The organism is Streptomyces sp. NPDC047917, from assembly GCF_043204345.1.
GTDB classification, from domain to species: Bacteria; Actinomycetota; Actinomycetes; order Streptomycetales; family Streptomycetaceae; genus Streptomyces; species Streptomyces sanglieri.
Window position 1 is genome coordinate 92,179 of sequence record NZ_JBIDCA010000019.1, and the last position, 23,174, is coordinate 115,352.

Here is a 23,174-nt window from a genome sequence, read left to right on the forward strand (position 1 = left end):
GACACCCCACAGCTGAACAACCCTCGAACGGTCACCGGCGGGCACTACGACCACGTCCATGTCACGCAGCGGTGAACCCGGCTTCGTGCGCGGTGACCGGCCCCGGGACACCGCGACAGCGCTTCCGGGATCAGAGGCCGCATTGCCGGGCTCGGAAGGGTGCCGGTGGTCCAGTGCCGCGCCGGCGACTCGTCCTGGTCGAACTCATGGCCCCGCTCACGAACGACTCGGGACACGACCCGAATGAAGTCACCGGGCGAGACGTGGCGTTGCCTCGATTATATGGAGCCGCTTGTCACTTTGCGCCAACTTCGGGAGCGCAGGGCTGATTTGTCATGATCCGGGATCGGTCGGTTGGATTGCGATGCATCATGGTGGCAGTACCAGATGGTCGACGAGTGGGAATGGGGCGGAGTTGATCGAGTTGGCCACGGTGATCCAGGATCTGAGGGAAGAGCTGGAACGCGCGGTCGTTGCGGCCGAGGGTGAGGAGCTGCGCTTCGAGCTCGGGGTGATCGAGCTGGAGATGTCGGTCACGATGGAACGGTCCGGGCGTGCGGGGGCGAAGGTTCGCTTCTGGGTCGCAGAAACGACTGCGGAGGCGACCGCGGGTGCCAGTTCCACTCAGCGGATCAAGCTGGCGCTGCAGCCAACGCTGGCAGGGTCGGACAAGACATTCATCAGCGGCGTCACCGAGGCACGTGAGGAATGAGCGCTGCGGAACGCAGGCTCCCGGCGCGGTCGGGGCTTGATCTGAGGCGGTCGGTTCAGGTCCTCACCTCGACGGAGACGGATACGCAGCGACGCGGTTCGGGATACCGGGTTGCGGCGGACGCCGTACTTACAGCAGCCCACGTCGTGCAGGACGCGTTGTCGGTCCGCCTTCGTTTCTTCACCGAGGACGGCCGGACGACCGAGTTGCCCGGAGAACGGGTGTGGATCGACGCCTCGGCGGACATCGCGGTGATCAGACTCGAACGCGGCCCGGACAGCGGCCTTGCCGGACATGTCCCGCCGGTGCGCTTCGCATGTATCACGGACGTGGTGGAATGCGAAGCGCTGGGCTTCCCGAGGTTCACCATGCGCCGTAATCCTGCCTCCGCGGCGAGCGACCCCCCTACGGTTTACCGGGATTCCCACCATGCACGCGGCACCACCACCCCACTGGCCGGCGTGCGCCGGGGGACACTGGAGCTCGCGCTGCGAGCACCGGAGTACGACGTCGACCGGGAGCGCTCCCCGTGGGAGGGGATGTCAGGGGCCGTGGTGTGGAGTGGCGGGTATCTGATCGGAGTGGTGAGCGAGCATCATCGTGCCGACGGACTCGGCACGCTCGCAGCAACCCGGGTGGACCGCTGGCACCAGCTCCTCCCGCCAGACCGAATCCGCGAGCTCAGCGAGCTGATCGGCCTGCCCGTCGACGCCGCGCAGCTCGAACGACTCCCGCCACCGCAGAGCGAGCCATGGCTGCGAACCGCCGCGGAGCAGCTCGCCTCATGGGTGAAGGAGCAGTGGACGGACGAGGAACGGCGGCGGAGCGTGCACGACCCGTTCCCGATGAGTGTGCGCTTCCGGAACGCCACCGGCCCGTTCGACAATTGGTCCAACATCTGCCAAGCGCCTCCCCGATCGCAGACGCCGTCAGCGCCTTTGACCTTGGCCGGCCCCCTCGACCGGATCGTCGAGGTGTACAGGAAAATCCCGTCCCGCCGTTTGGTGGTGCTCGGTGAGGCCGGTCAGGGCAAGACGATCCTTGCCCTGCGCTTCGTGCTCGACTGGCTGGATACCTCGGTCCCGGGCGACCCGGTGCCGGTGATCTTCAGCCTCGGCTCCTGGGACCCCACCACCTCGTTGCACGGCTGGATGTGCGACCGACTGGTGCGTGACTACCCCGACCTCAACGTTCCGGCTCCGAGCGGCGGGAACCTGGCGGACGCCCTGCTCGGCGAACACCAGATTCTTCCAGTCCTCGACGGCTTCGACGAGATCGCCGAAGACTTGCAGCCCGCGGCGATCCGCGCAATCAACGCCACCGACACGGGCCTGCTGCTCACCAGCCGTCCGAAGGAGTATGCCGAGGCCGCACAGACGGCACATACGGTTCTCAGGGGCGCCGCCGGAATCATGCTGGATCCTCTCGACCTGGTCGGCCTCACCGCTTACTTACGCCGGGCGAGCCCGCCCGCTCCGGGAGGTGACGAAAAGAGCACCGCGTGGGAGCCGGTCCTGGTCGAGCTGGGCAGAAGGCCGCACAGTGAAGGCGCAGGGAATGTGGCTGAGGCGCTCAGCACCCCCCTCATGGTCGCCTTGGCCCGCACCGTCTACCACAACGCGCGCACGCAGCAGCCGGACGACAAGCCCCAGCCGAAGGACCTGCTGAACACCAGGCGCTTCCCCACCTCCACCGCCGTGGAGAACTACCTCCTGTCCGCGTTCATTCCTGCCGCCTACGACCCGCCGCCCACCGGCTCACGACCCGCCGGCGTCGGCACCGGAAAGCGTCCCCGGCCGCCTCAGCGGCGCTGGGATGTCGAACGTTCCCAAGCCTGGCTCAGCTACCTCGCCCGGCATCTCAACCAGCTCGGTCGGCGCAACGAACGAGACAAGAAGATCGTCCGCGACCTTGCTTGGTGGGAACTGGGCACCACCCTGCACCGTTCGTCGCGGGCGCTTGTCGTCGGAGGCCTCGCGTCGGTGGCTTTCGGGGTCACAACAGCGATCGGGAACATCCCCGTTGATCTGGTGGCAACCTCACGCGGGCTGGGGTTCGCCCTGACGCGGGGAATCGTGGTCGGGGTTCTGCACGGGCTCGCGGCCGGACTGGTCTTCGGGCTCATCTACTGGATCATGTCCGGGCGCGAGGGGCTCAAGCCGTTGCAGGTGCGGGCGAGACTTTCCCGTGGGGCCTGGAAGAGACACAGGGAAGCCCGCCTCGGCACCGTGGTCGGTGTCGTGACCGGTGCCGTAGCCGCAGTGATACTGCTTGCCCTCGACCGAATCGTGGTCCGGGAACTCGGGCTCGACGACGGCCAGGGCGGAGGCCGCGGCGCTGCGCTCGTGTTCATCTCGGAACTCGCGTTCGGGGGCGGCCTCGTCTTCGGACTGACAGCCCTTCTCGAAGCTCCCCTGCAGTCGGGATCCGCGACCCGGCCCAGCGACCTGCTGAACTCCAATCGCCGGCGCGTGGTCTTCCGGCTGATGCTCTGGGCTCTCGTCATCGGGCCGACGGTCGGGCTGGTCGAGGGGATCTGGCACGGCGCCCTGCGCGGGATCGAGGTCGGCACGGTGTTCGGGCTTGAAGCGGCCTTCGGCGCTGGGCTGGCCTACGGGTGCGGTCTGACCGCTTGGGGGCAGTGGGTCGCCCTGGCCCGGATCTGGCTGCCGCTGACCGGGCGGTTGCCCTGGCGGCTGATGGCCTTCCTGGACGACGCTCACCAGCGCGAGGTGCTGCGCCAGGCCGGCGCGGTGTACCAGTTCCGTCACGCCAGCGTCCAGGACCACCTCAGCAGCGAATACCGGAGACGCTCAGCAGGAGAGTCCACGCCTCACCCCCGGAACCCGCCGCTGTCACAGCCACGTCAATAGGAAAAAGGCGCGTATCGGGACTTTCGTTGATCAAACGACAGGAGGAGCGATGGGGCTCGCGGGAGGTTCAGGAAGGTCGGGGGTGAAAGTCGCTCTCGGAGCCGCGACAGCAGCACTGGTTGCAGTTGCGGGCGTACCCGGGACCGGTGTCGCAGCCGCGCGACCGGTCTCACTCACCCTGCACTACACCTGTGATTTTCCGTATATCAGGGGCCAACGTGTCACCGTACAGGTCAAAGCGGATGTTCCGGACTCGCACACCGTCGGCGTGCCCACCCGGCCGTTTCCCATCACGGTGATGGCGACGGTGAGCGAACTGTTCACCACCGGGCTCAATTTCCTCCGTGTGCACTCCGTCGAGGGCACGGCGGACGGCAACGTCAATGTGGCCGCACCACAGGGAAACTTCAGCGTCAGTATCCTCTTCACCATCCCCAACACCACCGTCCCGGCTTCCGGTTCCTTCCACGTTCCGGTGACTGGCGTCGGCCCCTCGCTCAAGTTCACCCGACAGGGTAAGGGGGAGGTCACCGCCGGGAACATCAACCTGCACCTCGCCGCAAGGGATGCCGACGGCAACCCGACCCTGGGGAAACTCGAACTGCCCTGCACCTTGGACATCGGGCAGAACGACGTGATCGAGTCGTTCGACGTCGGACCACGACCAACGGCGACCGCCACGGGGACGTCCGGGGCAACACCCACAGCCACCTCCGGACGGGCAACCCCGGGAGCCGGCGGGAATGGGACGAAGCAGGGCTCAGCCGCCATGAACGATCCTGGACCGGTGACCCCGGGAAGCGCAGTCACCTCAACCGGCGGCAGCTCGATCGCGGCGGGCCGCGGCGGTACGGTCGCACCTTCGACGGGCTCAGCTTCGGCAACCACGGCGAAGCCCACGACGACTTCCACGGTCAACGGTACGTCCCTGAATGCAACCGGGGGCGGGGCCGGCAGCACCAGTGCCCAGATCCTGCTCACCCTGGGTGGCTGTGCCGCGGCGATTGGCGCCGTCGGATACGGCGGGTTGCTGTGGCGTCGCCGCCATGCCGGCAGCGAAGGATTCTTGACGGTGAGCCAACTGGAGGAGGTCCCGGAGCAGGATCAAAGGGGCCAAGCTCCTCCTGGCGCCCCGTGAACCCGCCCGTACGCTCCGGGCGCCGGACAGGAAGTGTGATCTGCCTCGGGACTGGTTCCTGATACGGCCATGACATGGTGACGACTTACGGCAAGGCCGAGGCCCAGGTGTGGGACCGGATCCACTCCCGGCTCGCCCACCGCTCCGACGTGCCCGGCCGCTCACCGAAGACTTACGCCGGCCGTGGGAGAAACCCACTCCTCCGGCCGGCTCCCCCGGCCCGTGCCGCCGAGCCCCTCGCCTCGGTGACCCTCTTGTCGGCCTGCTCCGGCCTTGATCACGGGACCCGACAGCATCTGTGCATGCGCTCGGCAGAACTCGAAGTCTCCGCAGAACTCGAAGTCTTCGCAGAACTCGAACAGTTCATGACTTCGGGCAGTACAGGGCCCCTGCCGAGAGTTCAGCAGGGGCCCACGGTGCAGACGGTCACGAAGGGCCGGGGCCTGTCCGCGACGAGCGGTATGCCGCCGGCATCAGCTACTACCGTCTGCTGCCGGTCTGACGGCCCGGCCCGGCTTCAGGTGCCGTGTGAAGAACTGGGCCGCTGCGTCCCCCGCGAACTGCGGGACGCCGGTGTGACCGCCCATATTGGCGTGCAGGGACTTCTCCTTGGAACCGAAGGCGTCAAACAGGTCCAGGGCCGCCTGCCGGTCGTTGCCTTCGTCGTCCCACTGCAGCAGGACGTGCAGCGGAACAGTGACCTGCCGGGCTTCCTCGAACATGACGCGAGGCACGAGGCTCCCCGCGAACAGACCGGCGGCAATGATGCGCGGCTCGACCACCGCCAGCCGGATGCCGATGGAGATCACTCCCCCCGAGTACCCGACCGGGCCGCCGATCTCGGGCAGCGACAGGAAGGCGTCCAGCGCGGCCTGCCATTCCGGGACCGCCTTGTCGACCAGCGGGAGGACGAGTGAGTCAACGATCTCGTCACTGACCGGCTCGCCGGCCTGCATCGCCCGGCGCAGGTCGGCGCGGGCCTGGTCGAGGGCGGGCCAACTGGGCCGGTCGCCGCATCCGGGGAGCTCGATGGTGGCCGTGGCGAAGCCCTCCGCCGCGGAGTGCCGGGCCCGGGCCAGCAGTCGGGGGTACATCTTGCGCAGCCCGAGCGTGGGGTGGCCGAGCAGGATCAGTGGCACTGGTGCGGAAGCGGACGCGGCTTCGGGCGTCCACAGCATGCCGGGAATCTCGCCGAGGACGAATTCTCGTTCGAGGACACCGTCGTCGAGACGTTGCTCGGAAGTGAAATGCATGGTCGTGCCTTTCGGGAGTGCGCTGGAACGGCGCTCCCGGACGACCTGTCTATCGCCCGACCGTGACCCCGGAGGGGAGCACCCATGTCGATACTGTGTTCACGGGTACCACCTCCTCGCTCTCTCGCACGGTCTCCGGAAATGTAGCAGGGGCCGTCCCTCGTCCGCCAAGCGGTTTCCGCGGTGTCTCCGTGGCCGGGCCCCACGGAGACACTGCCAAGAGCTGCTGGAGGTGTCGCGGAGGGGGACGGTTCCGTTCGGCTGGAAGGGAGGTGCACACGAGTCCCAGGCTCGTCAGCGTTCTCGCATTCGGGTCCACCACCAGCCGAACGTCGACAGCTCGATGTGGTTCGGCTCCGGCAAGGTACGGCGCTCCAGCTCTTCATCGATGCGCATGATCAGTCGGCCCAAGTCCCGTTCGGCTCCAGGAGGAAGGTGCCGCATCGCCCACTCCAGGTCATCACGGGCATCGTTGATCCCGGGCGAGCAGAACACGGAGGCATCCAAGTACCGGCCGGGCCGCGCGAAGATCCACTCGATACTCGAGAGCGCGTCAGCTACCGCGTTGGGCCACATCTCCTGGTCCTCGACCCTGCGGATCGCTGCACGAGTCCGCGCGGAGACACCGTGGACCTTCAGGACCGGATAGTGCCGTCGTGGCCGCCACCGCTCTGCGCGGACGGCCTTGGGACGCCTACGCGGCATCGCCCTTTCGGATCAGCATGAGGCCATCCTGCCACGGTTGGGCGCCCGCCCGGACCTGGATCCGCACGCCCGCCGCAGCAAGCGTTCCCGCTTCTCGGCTCCGGCGTAGATCTCGGAGGCGTCTCGGGATGCCATTCGAGCAGGATCATCCTGCGGGGTAGTTCGAATCCAGCCCTTCCGTAGAGCTGACGCTTGATCTTCTTGATGCGGTTGACCGCCCTCTCGATGCCGCCGGAGCTGTGGTGATGGGTTGGTGTCGCGGATGGCCGATGCCCTGTCACGGTGGAAGCGGTCAGCGGCCCTCGGGGCGCAGCGCCGGCGCCCCCGGCGTGGGTGCCCCCGGCGTAGGCGCCCGACGCTGCGGATCACGACGGCCCGGGCTGGGGCTCCTCGCCGTCGTAGGCCCCCAGCGCAGCCTGGCGGCATTCCAGCAGGTCGCCCAGGTCCTCGTGGGTCACGTGTTCCTGGTTCAGTGCCACCATGGCCCTGGCCTCGACCGAGGCCCATGCGTGCCGGGCGCGTTTGTTGGCGCGGCGTCTGGTTTCGCTGCGCAGGAAGCCCGCTCCCGCCGCGAACCCGGCAGAGGCCAGAGCGGCGAGGGCGGCGGGAACGCGCACGTCCGCCGAGGCCAGGCCTGCCGCTCCCGCCGTGCCCGCGAGCAGGGCCGCGGGGAAGCCGAGGGCGATGTCCGTCCTGGTCCAGAACTCGGCCCGTCGGTGGGCGAGTTGCCTCTGGCGCGTCGCCTCGTCTCTCAGCCGCTCGATCTCGGCACGCAGGCGGTGCGCGAACTCGTCCGGACCAAGGCGCGTAATTCCGTTAGCGGGAATGACCATAATGGCATTCCAACATGCCTTCTTCAAAAGGCAGTTGGCGATCAGGGACAGCCTTCGGGCGCGGCGGACGTGAGCTTCCCACAATGGTGTGCCGCCGAGTCGTGCAGTCGGCCTTGCCGGTGCGGTGGCAGGCCGTCACCGCACGCGGCATCCGTCTCCATCACCGCACCTGGCAGTAGTGGAAGAGTGGCATCGAAGTCTTCGGTGGGGCCGGGGCGCCTCCCGTTTCTCGTGAACACTACCGAGCCCGTCGGCCTCCAGCCGCTGCCCGAAGTGCCGGACGAAGCCGCTGTCGAAAGTGAGGAAAGCCACACCCCGACATGGTCTCCCACGTCCGCTAAGGTCGGCTTAGACCCGCCCTGAACTGGGATTTTGCGTCGGCCGCAGCAATGTGATCGCCGCGGGTCTGGCCTTTCCTGGAGATTGCATGACCGATCTGGCATTTCGTTCCGCAGGTCAACTCGCCGCCGCGGTCGCGGCGAAGGAGGTGTCGAGCGTCGAGTTGCTCGACCACTACCTCGCCCGGGTGGAACGGCTCGATCCGAAGGTGAACGCCATCGTCGCCCGGGACGAGGAGGGTGCGAGAGCCGCAGCTCTGGCGGCCGACCGCGCGGTCTCCCGTGGCGAGCCTCTCGGCCGCCTGCACGGCGTCCCCATGACGATCAAGGACAGTCTTGAAGTTGCGGGCATGCGGACCACCGGGGGTTCGGCCCGCTGGGGAGAGCATGTCTCGACGAGCGACGCCGAGTCGGTCGCACGGCTCAAGAACGCGGGAGCGGTCGTCTTCGGCAAGTCCAACATGCCGCCCGACGCCCGGGACTGGCAGACCTACAACGAGGTCTACGGGACCACGAACAATCCGTGGGACCCGACCCGCGGACCCGGCGGTTCGTCCGGCGGGTCCGCCGCGGCGGTCGCCGCGGGGCTGACCGGCCTGGAGCTCGGCGGCGACACGGCAGGCTCGATCCGGGTGCCTGCCCACTTCTGCGGCATCTACGGGCTGCGCCCGTCGTTCGGGGTCGTGCCGAGGTACGGGAGCGTCTCGGGACATGCTCCTGGGACGCTGGCGGACTTCGACATGGCGGTACTCGGCCCGCTCGGCAGGCACGCCGACGACCTCGACCTGGGTCTCGACGTCCTCGCGGGAGCGGACCACGACCGCGCCCCGGGATGGCGGCTGGAGCTGCCCGCCGCCAGGTCGAGCACCCTGCGGGACTTTCGGGTCGCGGCATGGGTCGACGACCCGTTCTGCCCCGTCGACAGCGAGCTGGCCTCGATCATGCAGGCCACGCTGGAGGCGGTGCGGGCCGAGGGCGCCGTCGTGGTCGAGGGCAAGGGGCCGGTCGGGCTCGAAGAGACGATGGCCCTCTACCAGCCGTTGCTGATGGCACAGAGCGGGCTGGTCGAGCCGGACGAGTCGTATGCCGGGCTCGTGGAGCTCGCCGCGGCGGAAGGGGCCGCCGGCGGGTTCGCGTCGGACCTGACGCTCCGCTTCCGTGACTGGCACGACCTCGACGAACGCCGGCAGCACTCCCGCCGCCGCTGGGCCGAGTTCTTCCGCGACGTCGACGTGCTCATCTGCCCGGTGAGCCCTACGGCCGCCTTCCCCCACGACCACCGGCCCGACCCCGGTTGGTCGGTCCGAACTCTGCGGGTCGACGGCGCCGACCGCCCGTATCACGAGATGCTCACGTGGATGGCGCCTTCGTCGGTCAACCATCTGCCCGCGGCGGTGGCACCTGTCGGGGCGACCCGGGAAGGGCTTCCGGTCGGTATCCAGGTGATCGCGCCCTACCTGCACGACCGCACCGCGGTCCAGTTCGTGCGGTGCCTTGCGGAGGTGATCGGCGGGTTCCGCCGTCCGCCGGGATTCTGAGAGCCGCCACCGGGCTGCCGGGTCGTGGCGCACGCGAGCCGCCACCGGGCTGCCGGCCTGTGGCGCAGCGGCGGGCGACCTGGCCACCGCGCTCTCGTCGTGTGCGGAGCACTTCCCTGGCCGAGGGTGCCCGCGGGCAGGCCGGGTCGGTCGTGGTCGACCCCGTCGTGATCCGCGGGGGTGCGCCGCCGGGCCCGTCGACAGGGAGGTGCGGGCTGCGGGCTGGGGTCTGCGGACTCCAGACTCCAGACTCCGGACTGCGGACTGGGGTCTGCGGACTGCGGACTGCGGACTGCGGGGTGCGGTCTGCGGTCTGCGGGCTGCGGTCTGCGGTCTGCGGTCTGCGGTCTGCGACAGGACGACCTGGGCTGCTGCCCCTCACACCGGGCCCGCACCACCCTCGGGACGCTGTTGGTCAATTCGGTCCGGCTCGTGACGGCGGCCTTCAAGACCTGGTTGTGGTCTTGAAGGCCGCCGTCGTCGTACGGGTGTGGTGCGGGGTCGGCTCTGCGGGCGGCGCGGGCGGCGACGACGCCCGTGTCGGTGACCGTGGCCTCGGCGGCCATTTCCAGGTCGCCGAGGGTGAGCGGTCGACGGTGAAGGCCGGCCCTGCCGCGGGGCGCAGGCATCGTGTCGCGATCGTGGCGCCGGCGGTTCCACTGGCCCCGCACACGGCAAGCGAGCTACGTGATCACATCACCCACCGGGTCGTCCCCGGCCTCTCACGGCCGCTGCCCAAGGGGCAGGTCAGGCCGCTGATCAGCTCGGCGCACGGGGCCGAGAACACGCCCGTCACGCACCGCTCAGTGCGGGACGGACACAATGCGCGGTGTCAACCGCAGAGATGGCCCCATGCGTTGTTGGGACGCCAGGTCTTCTCGCCCGCGGACACACCCTTCCAGCTGAACGTCGCCACCACGCTGAAGCTCTGCCCCGGCCGGGCGCACGGGTCGACGGTGCTGGTGCCGGCCAGGTCCTCGGTGCCGTGCCAGCCGTCGTGGTCCTTCGCGGAACGCACCGTCGCGTAGCCGCCACTGCTGCTGGTGCGCTGAAGCTTCACGTCGGTGACCTCGACCCGGTAGCTGCCGCCACCGGCAACGTCGGTGGTCTTCGCCGACGCCCGGAAGGTGGTGATCTGGTTCATGAGGGCGGTCGCGAACAGCATTAGGGTGGCGCGTAGTTGACCGTGAACGGGGAGTCTTCTGTGCGATTCGCGTATCGATCTGTCATGTGCCTGATCTCCGCCGCTGTCCTGAGTGGTCTCGCCGGCTGTTCCGGCGGTTCTCCCGAAGGGGCCGGCAAGGTTCCGGGGGCCGGGCCGGTGGCCGAACCTACGGCCCGTGCCAAGGCGTTCGACCCCCCACTGAAGTTCGGCAAAGGTGTCAAGCCGGAGTATGACGAGGATGTCAGGACCCGGGGGTTCGCGCTGTTGGGCCCCAAGGCATACATCCGGACGGACGAGGGGCTCGACGCCTACGACACTTCGACCGGACGCAGGATCTGGTCGTCCGCCCTGGGCCGGAAGGACCGCTACACCGGTACGGCGGTGGACGACCCCGACACCCGGCGGATCCCACCGGTGTTCGTGAAGCAGGGCGATCGTACGGAGGCGCTCTTCGCGTACACCGACTACACGAAGGGCACCGGCACCGGTGTCGACCGGACCGATGTCTATCTGCGGGCCGTCGACGCGGACTCCGGCAAGGTGTCCTGGACGACCCGGCTGCCGGCACCGACCGGGATGGGAATCAACGACATGGAACCGGTCGTCGTGGGGGCGGAGAACGGGACAGCGGTCGTCACGGCCCTCACCGGGCTCGACGAAGCGAGCGGGGACGGCGAGAGCGCCGTCACCTACGCCGTCGATGTGAGCACGCGTCAGGTGAAGTGGAAGGAGCAGGGCTTTGCCGCCTCCGCTGTCGACAGCGGAACTGTTGTCGGTGCGCAGGTGGGTGACGGAGCGGACTTCGGGAGCCTGCTCGGCTGGAACTCCGACGACGACACCCTCGCACTCACCGGCAGGGCAGTCACCGACGGATCGGTGAGCTGGAAGGGCGGGGCTACCGGCAGCTTGGTGATCGACGGCGTGGGAGGCGGCCTGTTCGCTTCGAATGCCGGCCTGCACGACATCCGGACGGGCGAGTCTGTGGCCGGAATCGGCGGCGGTGACGCCTTCACCTGCCACTACGACCAGCAGTCGGTGGTGGTGTGTGAGGGCGACAAGCACGTGTGGGGGGTGGAGGCCGCCAGCCGCAAGGTGCTGTGGGACATCTCCGAGGACGACCCCACTCGTAAGGTGCCGACCATCCTGGGCGCGTTGCATGGTGCCGTCTACGGCTCCGCCTCCGACGGTGTCATCCTTGACGCCAGGACGGGGAAGGACCGGACGACCTTCACCGGCCCACATCTGTACCTGGTCAACGAGTACGCAGCCATGGACATCGATATGGTCACCTATCCAGCCACTGGCTGAGGGGCGCGGTTGGGGTCGCCACGTCGGCGAGCGGTCGGCGCGGTCGGAGCGGTCGGAGCGGTCGGAGCGGTCGGCGCGGTCGGCGCGGTCGGCGCGGTCTCGAAGTACAAGCCGGTCTTCGTCGACCGGCTCCTGGCCGCTGCACCGCGACGTGAAACCCGGCAAAGTACTGATGCGGGCCGACGGCACGCCCCCGCTCACCGACTTCGGTATCGCGGCCATGCGCGAGGCCACCGCCCTGACCAACACCGGCGAACTCATCGGCTCCCCCGACTACATGGCCCCGGAACGGTTGCGCGGCCACGATGACGATCCGTCCCCTGCCCTGTGGTCGTCGGCGATGATGCTGTACGTCGCGGTCGACGGGCATCATCCGATGCACCGCTCGTCCACCCTGGCCACCCTGGCCGCGCTCCTGGAGGAGGACGTCCCGCCGCCTCCGGTCCCCCCGCGCGGGACGCCGTCGGCTCCGACGCCACCGAACAGGTGCGGGACGAACCGGAGCCGCCTGCCACACCGGCGCCGGGCACCGGCCCCCTCACCGGACGGCGGGACCGATGGCGCGGGGTGACTCCGGCTCGGAGACGAGCCGGACACCCGTGCACCGTACGGGGGCCGGACGGTCGCGCCGACGGCTCACGCTCCCGGCGGTCCTGTTGGGCGCCCTGGTGATCGGGCTGCCGGCCAGGGAGTACGTACCCGCCTTCGGCGGCGACAACAAGGCCTCCGCAGCTGAGCTGCGGAACGGGCGTCGCGACGTTTCCGGCCCGGCCGAACCGTCCTGCCCTGGAACGTCAGACCCGGTCCGGCACCAGTTCCGCGTTGAGTACGGCGATGCCCGCCTCACCCTCCTCGAACAGGGCGATCAGCTCCTCGGGCCCTGCATCCGGACCAGCGGTGTGGTCGACGAGGAGGACCGGCTGGAACTCCCCGCTCTGCTCGACGGGGACGAAGCCGGTGGTCAGCTCGCGGCGGAGCAGGACGACCCGGTCGGCGTCGAGCGGATCGGAGGGCAGTGCTCCGGGCAGTACGCGCCCCTCCTCCGGACACCCCCGGAGGCTGTGGGCTACGACGTCCCGGTGAGCGAGGAGCGTCACCGCGAGCCGGTCACCGGTCCGCTCGTAGCGGGCTGCCAGATCCTCCGGCAGCAGGTAGAAAACGCCCTCCTCACCCTCGTGCCCCCGGTCGAGAAGAAGCCGCGCCAGCCGGGCTCCGGGCTCGTCGGCGTGCGAACCGAGCCCCAGAAACACATCACGCCCGCCGGGCCCGAGGGAGGGCACCGCCCCGATCCACAGCTCGGCGGAGCCCTCCGGGATCTGCTGGATGTCGTCTTCCTTCGTCATGGAAGCGATCCAAGCACACGGCGCCGACAGGCCGTTGTCGGTGCGCCGCTCGCGGCGCAGTACCCGGGGACGACCCGGCAGCCGGCATCCACGACGCGACTGCCCACCGCCGAAGCCGAAACCGGAACCGGCGACGGCGACGGCGATGCGGCTGCGGCTGGGGCTGGGGCTGGGGCTGGGGCTGGGCAAACCGTCACATGCCTCAAGCCGGCCATCTCCAACAGGCGAGAAAAGGTCGCAGAACTCCGGCAGTTGGCGACCAGCCTGATCCTCGCCGGCGCGGTTCTCATCCAGCGGGAGGAGTCGGCCGCCGGCAAAGCCGTTCCGTTCTGTCCATCCCTCACCTGACGTCAGTCGAACAAGCGCCTGGGCACTCCCGGAAGGTACGGCGGAACATTTGGAGCGCTGCACCAACTTGGTTTGGCGCTCCAAATGTGTCACGGTGGAGGCATGTCGACGAGAACCCGCAGGCCTCAGCGGCGCAACCAAGTGCTCTCCCAGGAGCAGATCATCGAGGCTGCGATCGAGCTGCTCGACGGGGGTGGCGGGAGCGCGCTGACCACCAGAGCGCTGACGGAGCGCCTGTCCACCGGGTCCGGGGCGATCTACTACCGGGTGGGCAGCCGTGACGAGCTGCTGGACATGGCAACGGAAACGATCGTCACCGCTGCTCTGGCAGCCGAGCCGGGCGTGGCCGCGGCCACGCCCGAGGACGAGATCCGCAGCGTCGCGCTGGCGCTGTTCGACGCGATCGCCGAGCACCAGTGGCTCGCGACACGGCTGACTCTGCAGATCGTCCGGAAGCCGTTCGGCCCGGTGACGGTGGGGATCTTCGAGAGGATCGGCCGCCAAGTGGGCGCGCTGGGTGTGCCACAGGCTTCCTGGTTCGACGCCGCCTCGGCGCTTGTGCACTACATCCTCGGGGCCGTCAGCCAGAACGCCCGCATCGACGGTGACACCTCGACCGTCCAACCCGACCGTGCCGAGTTCCTCGGAGCGACGGCGACGGCCTGGCAGGACCTCGCCCCCGAGGACTACCCGTTCATGCACGCCATCGTCGGTCAGATCAGGGAGCACGACGATCGCGAGCAGTTCCTCACCGGCATCGCCATCGTCCTCGATGGTCTGACCCGGCTCGGCTGACCTGTCCGGTCCGGCCCCCAGCGTACGTTTCCAGGAAGGTGTCTCCCATGCGTGACGTAGTGATTGCGGGCGGCGGCCCGGTCGGTCTGTTCCTGGCCACCGAGCTCGCCCTGGGCGGCTGTTCCGTCCTGGTCCTGGAGCGGGACGAGGAGGTCACCTCGCCCTACAAGGCGCTCCCGCTCGGATTGCGCGGCCTGAGCGCAGGATCGGCCGGAGTGTTCCACAACCGCGGCCTGCTCGAAGCGGTGTTTGACGCTTCCGGCACCGATGCGAATTCGGTCGGCGCCGGCCCCGACGCGATCGAGGCGCCGGCTCCCCGGGCCGTGAGCCATTTCGCGGGCATGGGCCTGGACGCGGCCGACATCGACGTGTCCGCCTTCCCGTTCCGGCTGCCCAGCCCGGCGATGGAAGGTTTCATGACCAGCCTCGAAGCGCTCGGCAAGGTCCTGGCCGAGCGTGCCATTGCGCTCGGCGTGGACATCGTCCGCGGCGCCACCGTCACGGCTGTGACGCAGGACGACCAGTCCGTCGCCGTCACGGCTGTGACGCAGGACAACCAGTCCGTCGCCGTCACGGCAGCCGGACAGGAGTACCAGGCACGCTACCTGGTGGGATGCGACGGCGGCCGCAGCACGGTGCGCGGCCTCGCCGGCTTCGAATTCGTCGGCACGGAACCGCTCTTCACCGGCTACGTCGCGCGCGTCACCTTCGCCGACCCGCAGCAGCTGCCGCTCGGCTTCAACCTGACGCCGAACGGCATGTATCTGCGTACGCCCTTCGAGGGGCACCTGGGCATGATGGACTTCGACGGCGGCGCGTTCGACCGTTCCCGGCCGCTGACCCGTGAGCACCTTCAGGAAGTCCTGCGTCGCATCACCGAGTCCGACCCGACGCTGACCGATGTTCATCTGGCATCGACCTTCACGGACCGTGCGATGCAGGTGACGACGTACCGCAGGGGCCGCGTCCTGCTCGCCGGCGACGCCGCGCACATCCACTCCCCCCTCGGCGGCCAGGGGCTCAACCTCGGCATCGGTGACGCCGTCAACCTCGGCTGGAAGCTCGCCGCGACCGTGCACGGCGCCGCGCCCGAAGAGCTGCTCGACACGTACACCAGTGAGCGCCACCCCGTCGGCGCCGCCGTCCTGGACTGGTCACGTGCCCAGGTCGCCACCATGAAGCCCGGCCCCAATGGCCCCGCGCTGCGGCGGCTGGTCCACGAGTTGCTGAGCACGACGGACGGAACGACCCTCGCCTACCGGAAGACAACCGGGTTCGACCGTTACGACCTGGGCAGCGCGCAGCCGCTCGTCGGCAGCACCGCCCCCGACTTCCGCTTCGAGGACGGCACTCGCCTCGGTGACCTGTTGCGCCAAGGCCGGGGCGTGGTCCTCGACTTCACCGGCGACCACGCGCTGGAGCGCGCGGCCAAGAGCTGGCAGAGCCGGATCCGGTACGCGACCGGCACGGCACGCAACGACCTCGGGTTCAACGCCCTGCTCATCCGCCCGGACGGCGTTGTGGCCTGGGCAGACGATCAAGCTCTCGACGTCAGGGCGTTCCGGCAGGCCGCGACCCGCTGGTTCGGCAGCCCGCAGAGCTGAGGCGGGTCCGTCAAACGCGAGCCCGGACCGGCATGCTCAGCCGGGTGTGACGAGGCATCCGGATCAGACCGCAGAGGTGCTGCGCGCCCGGGTCGGCAGCCGCCGGGCTCAGTCGATCGTCTTGATCACCCGGGCGGGCACTCCCGCGACCACGGTGCCGGCAGGAACATCCCGAGTGACCACCGCACCGGCCGCGACCACCGCACCGGCACCGATGGTCACCCCTTGCGTGATCACGGCAGCCGTCCCGATCCAGACGTCGTCCTCGATGACGATCGGGGCGAAGGAGAGGTACTCGCGGCGCTCGGCCAGGGGCAGTGGATGCCCTCCGGTGATGAGGCTGGCCTTCGGGGCGATCATGACGCCGTTGCCGATGCGGATGCCTCCCTTGTCCATGAAGGTGCATCCCTGGTTGACGAAGACGTTCTCCCCGAACGTCGTGTTCAGTCCGTGCTCGGTGAAGAACGGCGGGTAGATCATCACCGACTCCGGCAGCGGGCCACCGAACACAACAGAAAGCAGTTCCGCGCGGCCTTCACTGTCGCTGAACGGAAGCACGTTCAGTCGGGACGTCGCATCGGTCACCTCCACGATCCGCTCCACGTGACGCGCGAACTCGGGCTTCTGGACATACATGATCTGGTCTGTGCGAGTGGACATGCGCTGATCCCATCAGCCTGAAGAACCCACGATCAAACAACCCCGGGGCCGGCCGGCGACAACCAATCGTTGTGAAATTAGGGTGGGCGCGTGGATGTTGAAGGGATGCGGACGTTCGTGGCCGTCGCCGAGACCGGCCAGTTCCAGGCAGCAGCGGACGAGCTCGGGGTCAGCCAGCAGGCGGTCTCCAAGCGGATCGCGACCCTGGAGAAGCACCTTGAGGTCACGCTCCTGGTGCGAACCTCACGAGGCTCCCGGCTGAGCCTGGACGGGCAGGTCTTCCTGCCGCACGCCAAGAAGGTCCTGGCTGCCGTCGAGCAGGCCGAGCAGGCCGTCCGCCCCGGCAGCCGGCCCCTGCGCGTCGACGTCCTCAACCGGCGTATCGCTCCTGCCCAGGCCGTCTACCGGTTCTACCGATCCCACCCCGGGATGAGCCTGGACACGGTCACGCTGAGCAACGAGAACGCCGCCCAGGCCGCCCGGGCGGTGCTCGAAGGAACCGTCGACGCGTCCTTCCGTGCCCTGCCGGTGGACCAGGTCCCGTCCGGGATCAGCGCCGAACGACTCCTGGACGGCCCCCTGGAGCTCATGGTCGGACCCGGCCACCCGTTGGCGGACGTGCCCTGGGTCAGGCCCGCGGACCTGGCAGGCCACCGCATCTGGATCCCCGGGATCAGGCCCCGCACGGAGTGGGCGGCGTTCTACCAGGCGCTGTCCGAGGCCTTCGGTCTGAGCATCGACGCGCTCGGCCCCGACTTCGGTGACGAGGCCCTGATGGACGCGCTCGCCGACTCGGCCTCGCTGGCCACCCTCGTCGGCGGCGGGGACCGATACGTGTGGCCCCAGACCCACGACCTGCGGCGCGTCCCGTTGCGCGAACCGACCCCGGTGTACACGCACGTACTGCTGTCCCGCAGCGGAGACCGGCACCCCGTGCTGACCGCGCTGCGCGACCATCTGCGCGCCTCAAGGCTGCGCACCCCGGACGACCTGTGGGTACCGGACTGGACAGAACGCTGACGAGGCGAGAGCGAGGGGCCGGCAGCGGCCGTCGGCCGCTCCGCGATGCCTGGTGTCCTCGCGGCGGCCGGTGCCGGTCCGAGCGGGCAACAGGGTGACCGAACCGCGGCCCACGTGCCCGTTCCTGTGATTTCCGCATGGACAACGGGGTCCCGCCCACACGCCCCTCGACCGCTCCATGGCCGCCGCAAGCGGGTCGCCGCGCGGCCGGACGGTTCACGAGCGGCCTTCTGAGCACGCTTCGGCGGCTTCGTCTGAACGAGGCCCGGGAATAGCGTCGGAGGGCCGAGCTGTAGCGGCGGTCCGAAGGGTGATCACCAGAGCGGCGATATCGGGGGCGGACGTGTGGTTGAACGTGTCGAACGAGGAACTCCCCCCGCAGGAGCGGTTGCACTTCTGGGCCGACATGCTCTCCCGTGAACTGGCCCCTCTCACCGTGAGCAGTGCGAACGCCGATGTCGACTTCCCCGCAAGGGGCTGCCTGCTGGACCTCGGTCCCGTACGGGTGGCCGCGTTCGACAGCCCGCCCGCGCACCTGAAACGCACCTGGGCCGACGTCCGGCAGGCCGATCCGGCGACGTACCAGCTCACGTTCGTCTCCGGCACCCCCTTGTGGATCAGCCAGCGGCGCCAGGACTCCGGGCTGGTGTGCGGTGACATGGTGCTCTGGAACAGTTCGCACCCGTTCGAGGGGGAGGTGCCCGACCGGGGCCGTCACATTCAGTCGCGCATTCTGCAAGTGCCGCGCGAAGAGCTGCCGCTCCCACCCGACAAGGTCGACCGGATCCTCGCCCAGCCGTTGTCGTCCCGTGCCGGCATGGGAGCGATCCTCACCCGATTCGTGACGACTCTGGACGCTTATGGTCCTGACTGCGAACCGCACGATCTGAAGCGGTTGGGGGCTATGGCGCTCGACCTGGCAGGTGCTTGCCTGGCGCAGTACATCGGTGCCTACGGAGACCTCCCGGCCGAGACCCGCCGGCAGGCCCTTCTGGCCCGCGTCGACACCTTCATCGACCACAACCTCGGTGACCCGGAACTGAGTCCGGCGACCATCGCGGGACACCATCACATCTCCGTGCGCTCCCTGCACACCCTCTTCCGGCAGCAGGAGGAGACCGTGGCGGCTTCGATACGCCGCCGCCGGCTGGAACGCTGTCACGCCGACCTCACCGACCCCCGGCTGGAACGACGCTCGATCAGCGCCATCGCCGCCCGGTGGGGGTTCCTGCGCCCGCCGGAATTCAGCCGGGCGTTCCGTGCGAGATACGGGGTGCCGCCCCGAGAGCTCAGGCAGTCGGCGCTGGGCGGCGCACCCGAGACGGAAGGGCCGCGCTGAGCGACAAGTATCGGGGCACGTATCGCCAACTCGCGGATGCCACCGCACGCCACGATGTCAGGGACGGGGGTGCTGGGCTCCGCTACCGGGCAGAGCCCAGTTCGTCCGTTCTGTTGCAGTGGTCCATCGCCCCTGGCGGAAGCAGTGTGCCGCCGGAGCGGCACATCATCGGAACGTCGCGGCGGGCGCGAGTGTGGGGAGACACATCCATGAGTACCGAACGACCGAACGGTGGAAGAAGGACGAGGGTTGTCGCCGCGCTGGCCGGGTTCGCCATCGCGTTCGGAGGAGTCGCCGCTTCGGCTCCCGCGGCGGTCGCCGCGCCCAGCACAGTGGCCTCCTCGTCGCAGACGTACGACGTGGGCGTGTACTTCTATCCGGAATGTGTGGCCCGCGGCCAGTATTACGCGGCCTACTACTCGGCGCAGGGCTACAGGGTGTATGTCCAGTGCCTTTACGTGGGAGGCTTTCCCCTCCAGCAGTTCCTCCTGCGCGTGACCCTCGCCCTCCGGTCCTGATTCTGTCGGGGCGCTCGGCACGCCCGGCGGCAGCGGATCGGAAAGGTCCACAACACCGGCTCGTACGCCCTGGTCAACGGCGACCGGCAGGGCGGCTGGATCGCTTCGGGCAACGAGTGGGTCACGGACAGCGGTCTCGCGGCCGGCGAGCCCCGGCCGAGCCCGAGATCAGTGCCGCTGAGGCCATCCGCACCGGGCAGGTCCACATCGGGGGCCGGCCGGCCCGAACGAACGCCGAGGCACAACTCGACCGCAGACCGGGCAGCAGCGCGACCGGCCTTCCTCTCGTCCCGCAGCGCGGTCGCACAGTCACCGTGAAGTAAGTCACCATCGAATGAAGGGGAGTTCATGCGAAAGCTCATCGCCTCAGCGGCCGCTGCGGTAGTCATCGGAATGGGCGTCATGGCGCCCGCCACCGCAAGCGCCAGTGAGAACTGCAACACGGTCAACTGGGGAAAGAACGTGGGCTTCGGCAAGGCGACGGGCTGGGCCTGCGGGAACCACGCACACGGCTGGGTCACGGACCTGGCGGCCGACGGCTACTGCCCGTACGTGATCACTCATTGGACGAGCGGCGGTGTCGCCAGCGGCCCATGGGTCGGCCCCAAGGGGGCCGAAAAAGAGTTCGACTCCTACGACCCGAACGGATGGGGCGACTTCCAGTACATGGAGATTGCAGGTGTTCCCTGCTAAGGGCGGTCCCGCAATTCCTGGTGGAACAGCGTGCGGCGTCAGATGCGGTGCATCGCAAGGCGGAGGGACGTCCACATACTGGATGTATGTGGACGTTCCGACAACGCGGCGAGGTGCCGTAGCTGTCGTCGCACGCCCGCCAGGAATTGCGGGACAGCCCTTGGGGGCTGCCCCGTAATTGATCGCAGAACGAGGGCTCGGCCGGCGGCCCGCCGGCCGTGGCCCCGCGGCTCTTGCGGCAGGGCGACGTCCGCGAGGCAGACGGGCCTCATCAGAGCTTCGCATCGTTCGTCGCCGAGACGCTCGGTCCGGCGCCCGTCTCCGAGGCAGAGAAGTCGCCGGGCCGACTGTCACTGCCCGCCTCGCAGCCGTCAGTGGCCGAGGTGGCGTCAGGCGGCGCGTTTCACGTGGCGGACCAGCCACATCAGCAGGGCGTCCAGGTCGGCGGCGGCCGAGAGGACCCGGTCGACCGTCTCGGGGGTGTGCAGCCACTCCTCGCAGCCGAGGGGGCGGGCTGCGATCAGTGAACGGTGGCGCAGCAGGTCCGTACGGGGGTGGTCCGTCGGACAGCCGCGCGGCGGGCGTTTCATCACGTCCCCGGAGATGTCGTAGCCCTTCTTCCGCAGGTCCTCGACGATGGCGGACAGTTCGCGCCCGCTCCCCTCGGAGGTCACGGCTTTGCGGAACATGTCCACCTGGCCGGGATCGGGATACCACCAGGCGCCCTGGATCCGCAGGCCGTCCAGGGAGAACCGGAGACCGATCTCGATCTTGCGGCCGAGTCGGATCACCGCGCACTGGTGCTGCCACCACCAGGAGTCGGTGCGGTAGTGCCAGACGGAGAAGTCCTCGTACCGGGGGTCGGCGTCCGCGACCTCGTTGAGCAGGGCGATCATCGGCTGTCGGACCAGGCGTTCGCGATCCGCACGGCAGCGCTCGCGGGTCGCGCGGGTCGGTTCGCCCTGGAGCTGCCACAACACATCCATGGCCTGTTCCGACCAGCCGGTGAACTGTTCACGCATGGGCGGAGGATAGCCGACCCGTCATCCGCGCGCGGAGAGTGGGACGAGCGTTGAACGGCCGGCCGGGCGAGTGACGCGCCGTTGGTGTGTGGACCCGAGCCCGGCCGGACGACGATGTGGTCGCCCGGCCGAACCCCGTTCCCGAGGACCGGCTCGCGCCCGGCGGTACCAGCGCCATGGCACTGCCGCCCAGTTCGGTGCCTCCCCGGTCGGCAGCCCGCAAGCCCGGCTGCGCGGGATGCCGCCACGGGGCGCTCGTCTGCCCGGCCCCCGGGACGTCACGACACCAGGCCGGCCCCCTCCAGCTCTGTCAGTCGCACGGTGCACAGACCGCCACGCTCGGCCTTCACCTCCGTCACCTTCAGCTGCGTCCCCGGTGCGAGGATGTACTCCTCCTCCCCCGTGAACGCGGAGAACCGCCGGATCCCCACCGCCCGCGCGGGCGTCACCTCGAACAGCGTCCGCCGGCCACGTCCGCCGAGGAACGCGCGCGCCACCCCCAGCTCGGACGTGCACGACGACACGCCCCACCACGTCACCGTCCGCCCCAGCGGGTACTGGGACCGCAGATCCAGCGCCACACCACGCCACAGCGGCTGCGTCCGGGTCGGCAGCGCCTGCATCGCCGAGAACAGCAACCGCAGGTACGGCAGGTACGGCACCACGCGCTCACGGTCCGGCGAGCGCAGCACGGCGTTGATCTCTCGGTAGAAGCCCGACTCGCACGTGTACAGGTAGAGGGCCGAGATCGCGTCGGCAGACAAGGCGGCCACGGCCTTCCCGGACAGCGCGTCCGCAGACGGCGCGTCCGCGGACATCGCCTCCGTGGCCTTCTTCTCCCCGAAACGACTCGACAGGTCGATATGCCGATCCAGGTTCGCGAGCACCTGCGAGACCGGCTCGACGGCCTTCCGGAAATCCATCAGTGGCGTGTCGAACACGCCGGTGACGGGCGGCAGGACGAGGCCCTCGTCCTTGACGCTGGTGAGCCGCTCCAGATAGAGCTGGTGCAATTCCATCGTGGACGCGATGAACGCGCCCATCCGCTGCGCGACACCACCGTCCTCCGGCCCGCCGGCCCCGTCCGTCCCCTGGTCCCAGCCCTTTTGCGGCAGCCAGTCGACGGGCTCGGCCCCCACCGCCGCCAGGGCGTCGTTCACCTGGGCGAAGTGGTCGCCCTCACAGAACAGATCTCCCTGCGCGGCGGGATTGGCGTGGTCCAGGTGACGGACCTGCACCCCCGGGTACTTCTTCTCCAGCCGCTGGACGACCCTCTTCAGACTCCGGGCGTGTGCGCCCCACCAGGCGAACACCACTCCCCGGTCGTCCTCCTGCACCGAGTCCTGCTTCGCGCGGAGGATCTCCTCGACGATCTGCTCGGCCACGGGGCGCCAGAACGCCGTGTGCCGATCGGTCGCCATCGCCCCGTCCGCGCTCGCCGTGAGGGACGCGTTCAGCAGCAGCACACCCTGGGTCAGCATCGCCTGGAACCACTCGGGCGGCTGAACCGTGTCCTCCTTCTTCAGCAGGGCGCGGACATCGGCGATCGGGGTCTTCTTGACGATGCCGTACTTCCACATCGCGGCCGCCTTGATGAGGCAGCGGACGCTGACGACCCGGCCGAACTGGCTGTCCTTCCAGTCGTTGAAGGTGTTGTCGAACATCGCGATGCCGGTCGCGCTCTCCGCCCGCGGATAGGGGTTCTGTCCGAAGACGACCACCTTCCACTTCTCCGGCGGATGCGGCTTCAACGCCTGGAACGTCAGCTCGCGCACCGGGACGACTTCCGGGCTGCGCTTCGGACCGATGAAGTCGGCGGCTCCTGGCTGCGCCTCGATCACCGGTCCGAGCAGCGGCAGCCACGGCTCGCCGCCATCGGTGAACAGGCCGGCCAGTCCCAGCGGATCCCCCGCCGGGGAACCGGCACCGCCCGCGGCCGTCACGTCGATATCACTCACGAGGGTGGAAC

At 69.1% G+C, this 23,174-nt stretch carries 20 protein-coding genes; 12 read left to right on the top strand and 8 right to left on the bottom strand.

Annotation, left to right across the window (positions count from 1 at the left end; all coding sequences use genetic code 11):
• Nucleotides 1-415: 415 nt before the first annotated feature.
• From ACGF8B_RS37135 to ACGF8B_RS37145, 3 genes are all read left to right on the top strand, one after another.
• The gene (locus tag ACGF8B_RS37135; RefSeq protein ID WP_392746834.1) at nt 416-712 is read left to right on the top strand and encodes a trypco2 family protein; all 297 of its coding nucleotides are present in this window, start codon (nt 416-418) and stop codon (nt 710-712) included.
• Nucleotides 709-3,585, top strand: coding sequence for an NACHT domain-containing protein (locus tag ACGF8B_RS37140; RefSeq protein ID WP_392746835.1), 2,877 nt, complete (start codon nt 709-711; stop codon nt 3,583-3,585). Before ACGF8B_RS37135 ends, ACGF8B_RS37140 begins: the two co-directional genes overlap by 4 nt.
• A gap of 82 nt (nt 3,586-3,667) precedes the next feature.
• The gene (locus ACGF8B_RS37145) at nt 3,668-4,723 is read left to right on the top strand and encodes a DUF6801 domain-containing protein (protein WP_392746837.1); all 1,056 of its coding nucleotides are present in this window, start codon (nt 3,668-3,670) and stop codon (nt 4,721-4,723) included.
• Between the two features lie 473 nt (nt 4,724-5,196).
• Here the strand turns inward: ACGF8B_RS37145 and ACGF8B_RS37150 are convergent, their stop codons facing one another.
• From ACGF8B_RS37150 to ACGF8B_RS37160, 3 genes are all read right to left on the bottom strand, one after another.
• Nucleotides 5,197-5,976 (bottom strand): alpha/beta hydrolase, encoded by a 780-nt coding sequence (locus ACGF8B_RS37150; RefSeq protein ID WP_392746838.1) that lies wholly within the window; start codon nt 5,974-5,976, stop codon nt 5,197-5,199.
• A 294-nt stretch (nt 5,977-6,270) separates the two neighbouring features.
• Nucleotides 6,271-6,552, bottom strand: a complete 282-nt coding sequence (locus tag ACGF8B_RS37155; RefSeq protein ID WP_392746839.1) for a hypothetical protein — start codon at nt 6,550-6,552, stop codon at nt 6,271-6,273.
• A 494-nt stretch (nt 6,553-7,046) separates the two neighbouring features.
• Nucleotides 7,047-7,514, bottom strand: coding sequence for a hypothetical protein (locus tag ACGF8B_RS37160; protein WP_392746840.1), 468 nt, complete (start codon nt 7,512-7,514; stop codon nt 7,047-7,049).
• A 427-nt stretch (nt 7,515-7,941) separates the two neighbouring features.
• Here ACGF8B_RS37160 and ACGF8B_RS37165 point away from each other — a divergent pair, with 427 nt between their 5' ends.
• On the top strand, nt 7,942-9,390 hold the full coding sequence (locus ACGF8B_RS37165) for an amidase (RefSeq protein WP_392746841.1): 1,449 nt from the start codon (nt 7,942-7,944) through the stop codon (nt 9,388-9,390).
• Between the two features lie 832 nt (nt 9,391-10,222).
• Here ACGF8B_RS37165 and ACGF8B_RS37170 read toward each other — a convergent pair.
• A complete protein-coding gene (locus ACGF8B_RS37170) occupies nt 10,223-10,555 on the bottom strand; it encodes a hypothetical protein (protein ID WP_392746843.1) in 333 nt (110 codons plus the stop codon).
• 63 nt (nt 10,556-10,618) lie between these two features.
• On the opposite strand from ACGF8B_RS37170, the gene ACGF8B_RS37175 reads away from it, so the two are divergent.
• Both ACGF8B_RS37175 and ACGF8B_RS37180 read left to right on the top strand, forming a co-directional pair.
• The gene (locus tag ACGF8B_RS37175; RefSeq protein WP_392746844.1) at nt 10,619-11,863 is read left to right on the top strand and encodes a hypothetical protein; all 1,245 of its coding nucleotides are present in this window, start codon (nt 10,619-10,621) and stop codon (nt 11,861-11,863) included.
• A gap of 151 nt (nt 11,864-12,014) precedes the next feature.
• Nucleotides 12,015-12,434, top strand: a complete 420-nt coding sequence (locus ACGF8B_RS37180) for a hypothetical protein (protein WP_392746846.1) — start codon at nt 12,015-12,017, stop codon at nt 12,432-12,434.
• 223 nt (nt 12,435-12,657) lie between these two features.
• Here ACGF8B_RS37180 and ACGF8B_RS37185 read toward each other — a convergent pair whose 3' ends face one another.
• Nucleotides 12,658-13,206, bottom strand: coding sequence for a hypothetical protein (locus ACGF8B_RS37185; protein ID WP_392746848.1), 549 nt, complete (start codon nt 13,204-13,206; stop codon nt 12,658-12,660).
• Between the two features lie 450 nt (nt 13,207-13,656).
• Here ACGF8B_RS37185 and ACGF8B_RS37190 point away from each other — a divergent pair, with 450 nt between their 5' ends.
• Both ACGF8B_RS37190 and ACGF8B_RS37195 read left to right on the top strand, forming a co-directional pair.
• Entirely contained in the window at nt 13,657-14,349 is a 693-nt protein-coding gene (locus tag ACGF8B_RS37190) for a TetR/AcrR family transcriptional regulator (protein ID WP_392746850.1), read from the top strand.
• Nucleotides 14,350-14,396: 47 nt separating this feature from the next.
• Nucleotides 14,397-15,953 (top strand): FAD-dependent oxidoreductase, encoded by a 1,557-nt coding sequence (locus ACGF8B_RS37195; RefSeq protein ID WP_392746852.1) that lies wholly within the window; start codon nt 14,397-14,399, stop codon nt 15,951-15,953.
• 108 nt (nt 15,954-16,061) lie between these two features.
• Here the strand turns inward: ACGF8B_RS37195 and ACGF8B_RS37200 are convergent, their stop codons facing one another.
• A complete protein-coding gene (locus tag ACGF8B_RS37200) occupies nt 16,062-16,589 on the bottom strand; it encodes a DapH/DapD/GlmU-related protein (protein ID WP_392746949.1) in 528 nt (175 codons plus the stop codon).
• A gap of 114 nt (nt 16,590-16,703) precedes the next feature.
• Between ACGF8B_RS37200 and ACGF8B_RS37205 the strand changes: the two genes are divergently transcribed.
• The 4 genes from ACGF8B_RS37205 to ACGF8B_RS37220 all read left to right on the top strand — a co-directional run bounded on the left by ACGF8B_RS37205 (nt 16,704) and on the right by ACGF8B_RS37220 (nt 20,183).
• Entirely contained in the window at nt 16,704-17,633 is a 930-nt protein-coding gene (locus ACGF8B_RS37205; RefSeq protein WP_392746853.1) for a LysR family transcriptional regulator, read from the top strand.
• Nucleotides 17,634-17,988: 355 nt separating this feature from the next.
• Nucleotides 17,989-18,972: a helix-turn-helix domain-containing protein gene (locus tag ACGF8B_RS37210; RefSeq protein ID WP_392746950.1), complete on the top strand. Its 984-nt coding sequence runs from the start codon at nt 17,989-17,991 to the stop codon at nt 18,970-18,972.
• Nucleotides 18,973-19,181: 209 nt separating this feature from the next.
• Nucleotides 19,182-19,490 (top strand): hypothetical protein, encoded by a 309-nt coding sequence (locus tag ACGF8B_RS37215; protein ID WP_392746855.1) that lies wholly within the window; start codon nt 19,182-19,184, stop codon nt 19,488-19,490.
• 348 nt (nt 19,491-19,838) lie between these two features.
• Nucleotides 19,839-20,183, top strand: coding sequence for a hypothetical protein (locus ACGF8B_RS37220; RefSeq protein ID WP_392746857.1), 345 nt, complete (start codon nt 19,839-19,841; stop codon nt 20,181-20,183).
• A gap of 389 nt (nt 20,184-20,572) precedes the next feature.
• Here the strand turns inward: ACGF8B_RS37220 and ACGF8B_RS37225 are convergent, their stop codons facing one another.
• Nucleotides 20,573-21,205, bottom strand: a complete 633-nt coding sequence (locus ACGF8B_RS37225; RefSeq protein ID WP_392746859.1) for a DUF2461 family protein — start codon at nt 21,203-21,205, stop codon at nt 20,573-20,575.
• Between the two features lie 278 nt (nt 21,206-21,483).
• Nucleotides 21,484-23,163 (bottom strand): ADP-ribosyltransferase domain-containing protein, encoded by a 1,680-nt coding sequence (locus ACGF8B_RS37230; protein ID WP_392746861.1) that lies wholly within the window; start codon nt 23,161-23,163, stop codon nt 21,484-21,486.
• Nucleotides 23,164-23,174 lie beyond the last annotated feature (11 nt).

What these genes read in the sequence shown, in the direction of transcription:
- ACGF8B_RS37190 (WP_392746850.1), top strand. Translation starts at nt 13,657, where the DNA reads ATGTCGACGAGAACCCGCAGGCCTCAGCGGCGCAACCAAGTGCTCTCC.
- ACGF8B_RS37140 (WP_392746835.1), top strand. Translation starts at nt 709, where the DNA reads ATGAGCGCTGCGGAACGCAGGCTCCCGGCGCGGTCGGGGCTTGATCTG.
- ACGF8B_RS37170 (WP_392746843.1), bottom strand. Translation starts at nt 10,555, where the DNA reads ATGCTGTTCGCGACCGCCCTCATGAACCAGATCACCACCTTCCGGGCG.
- ACGF8B_RS37150 (WP_392746838.1), bottom strand. Translation starts at nt 5,976, where the DNA reads ATGCATTTCACTTCCGAGCAACGTCTCGACGACGGTGTCCTCGAACGA.
- ACGF8B_RS37195 (WP_392746852.1), top strand. Translation starts at nt 14,397, where the DNA reads ATGCGTGACGTAGTGATTGCGGGCGGCGGCCCGGTCGGTCTGTTCCTG.
- ACGF8B_RS37165 (WP_392746841.1), top strand. Translation starts at nt 7,942, where the DNA reads ATGACCGATCTGGCATTTCGTTCCGCAGGTCAACTCGCCGCCGCGGTC.
- ACGF8B_RS37220 (WP_392746857.1), top strand. Translation starts at nt 19,839, where the DNA reads ATGCGAAAGCTCATCGCCTCAGCGGCCGCTGCGGTAGTCATCGGAATG.
- ACGF8B_RS37200 (WP_392746949.1), bottom strand. Translation starts at nt 16,589, where the DNA reads ATGTATGTCCAGAAGCCCGAGTTCGCGCGTCACGTGGAGCGGATCGTG.
- ACGF8B_RS37155 (WP_392746839.1), bottom strand. Translation starts at nt 6,552, where the DNA reads ATGTGGCCCAACGCGGTAGCTGACGCGCTCTCGAGTATCGAGTGGATC.
- ACGF8B_RS37185 (WP_392746848.1), bottom strand. Translation starts at nt 13,206, where the DNA reads ATGACGAAGGAAGACGACATCCAGCAGATCCCGGAGGGCTCCGCCGAG.
- ACGF8B_RS37215 (WP_392746855.1), top strand. Translation starts at nt 19,182, where the DNA reads ATGAGTACCGAACGACCGAACGGTGGAAGAAGGACGAGGGTTGTCGCC.
- ACGF8B_RS37225 (WP_392746859.1), bottom strand. Translation starts at nt 21,205, where the DNA reads ATGCGTGAACAGTTCACCGGCTGGTCGGAACAGGCCATGGATGTGTTG.
- ACGF8B_RS37160 (WP_392746840.1), bottom strand. Translation starts at nt 7,514, where the DNA reads ATGGTCATTCCCGCTAACGGAATTACGCGCCTTGGTCCGGACGAGTTC.
- ACGF8B_RS37175 (WP_392746844.1), top strand. Translation starts at nt 10,619, where the DNA reads ATGTGCCTGATCTCCGCCGCTGTCCTGAGTGGTCTCGCCGGCTGTTCC.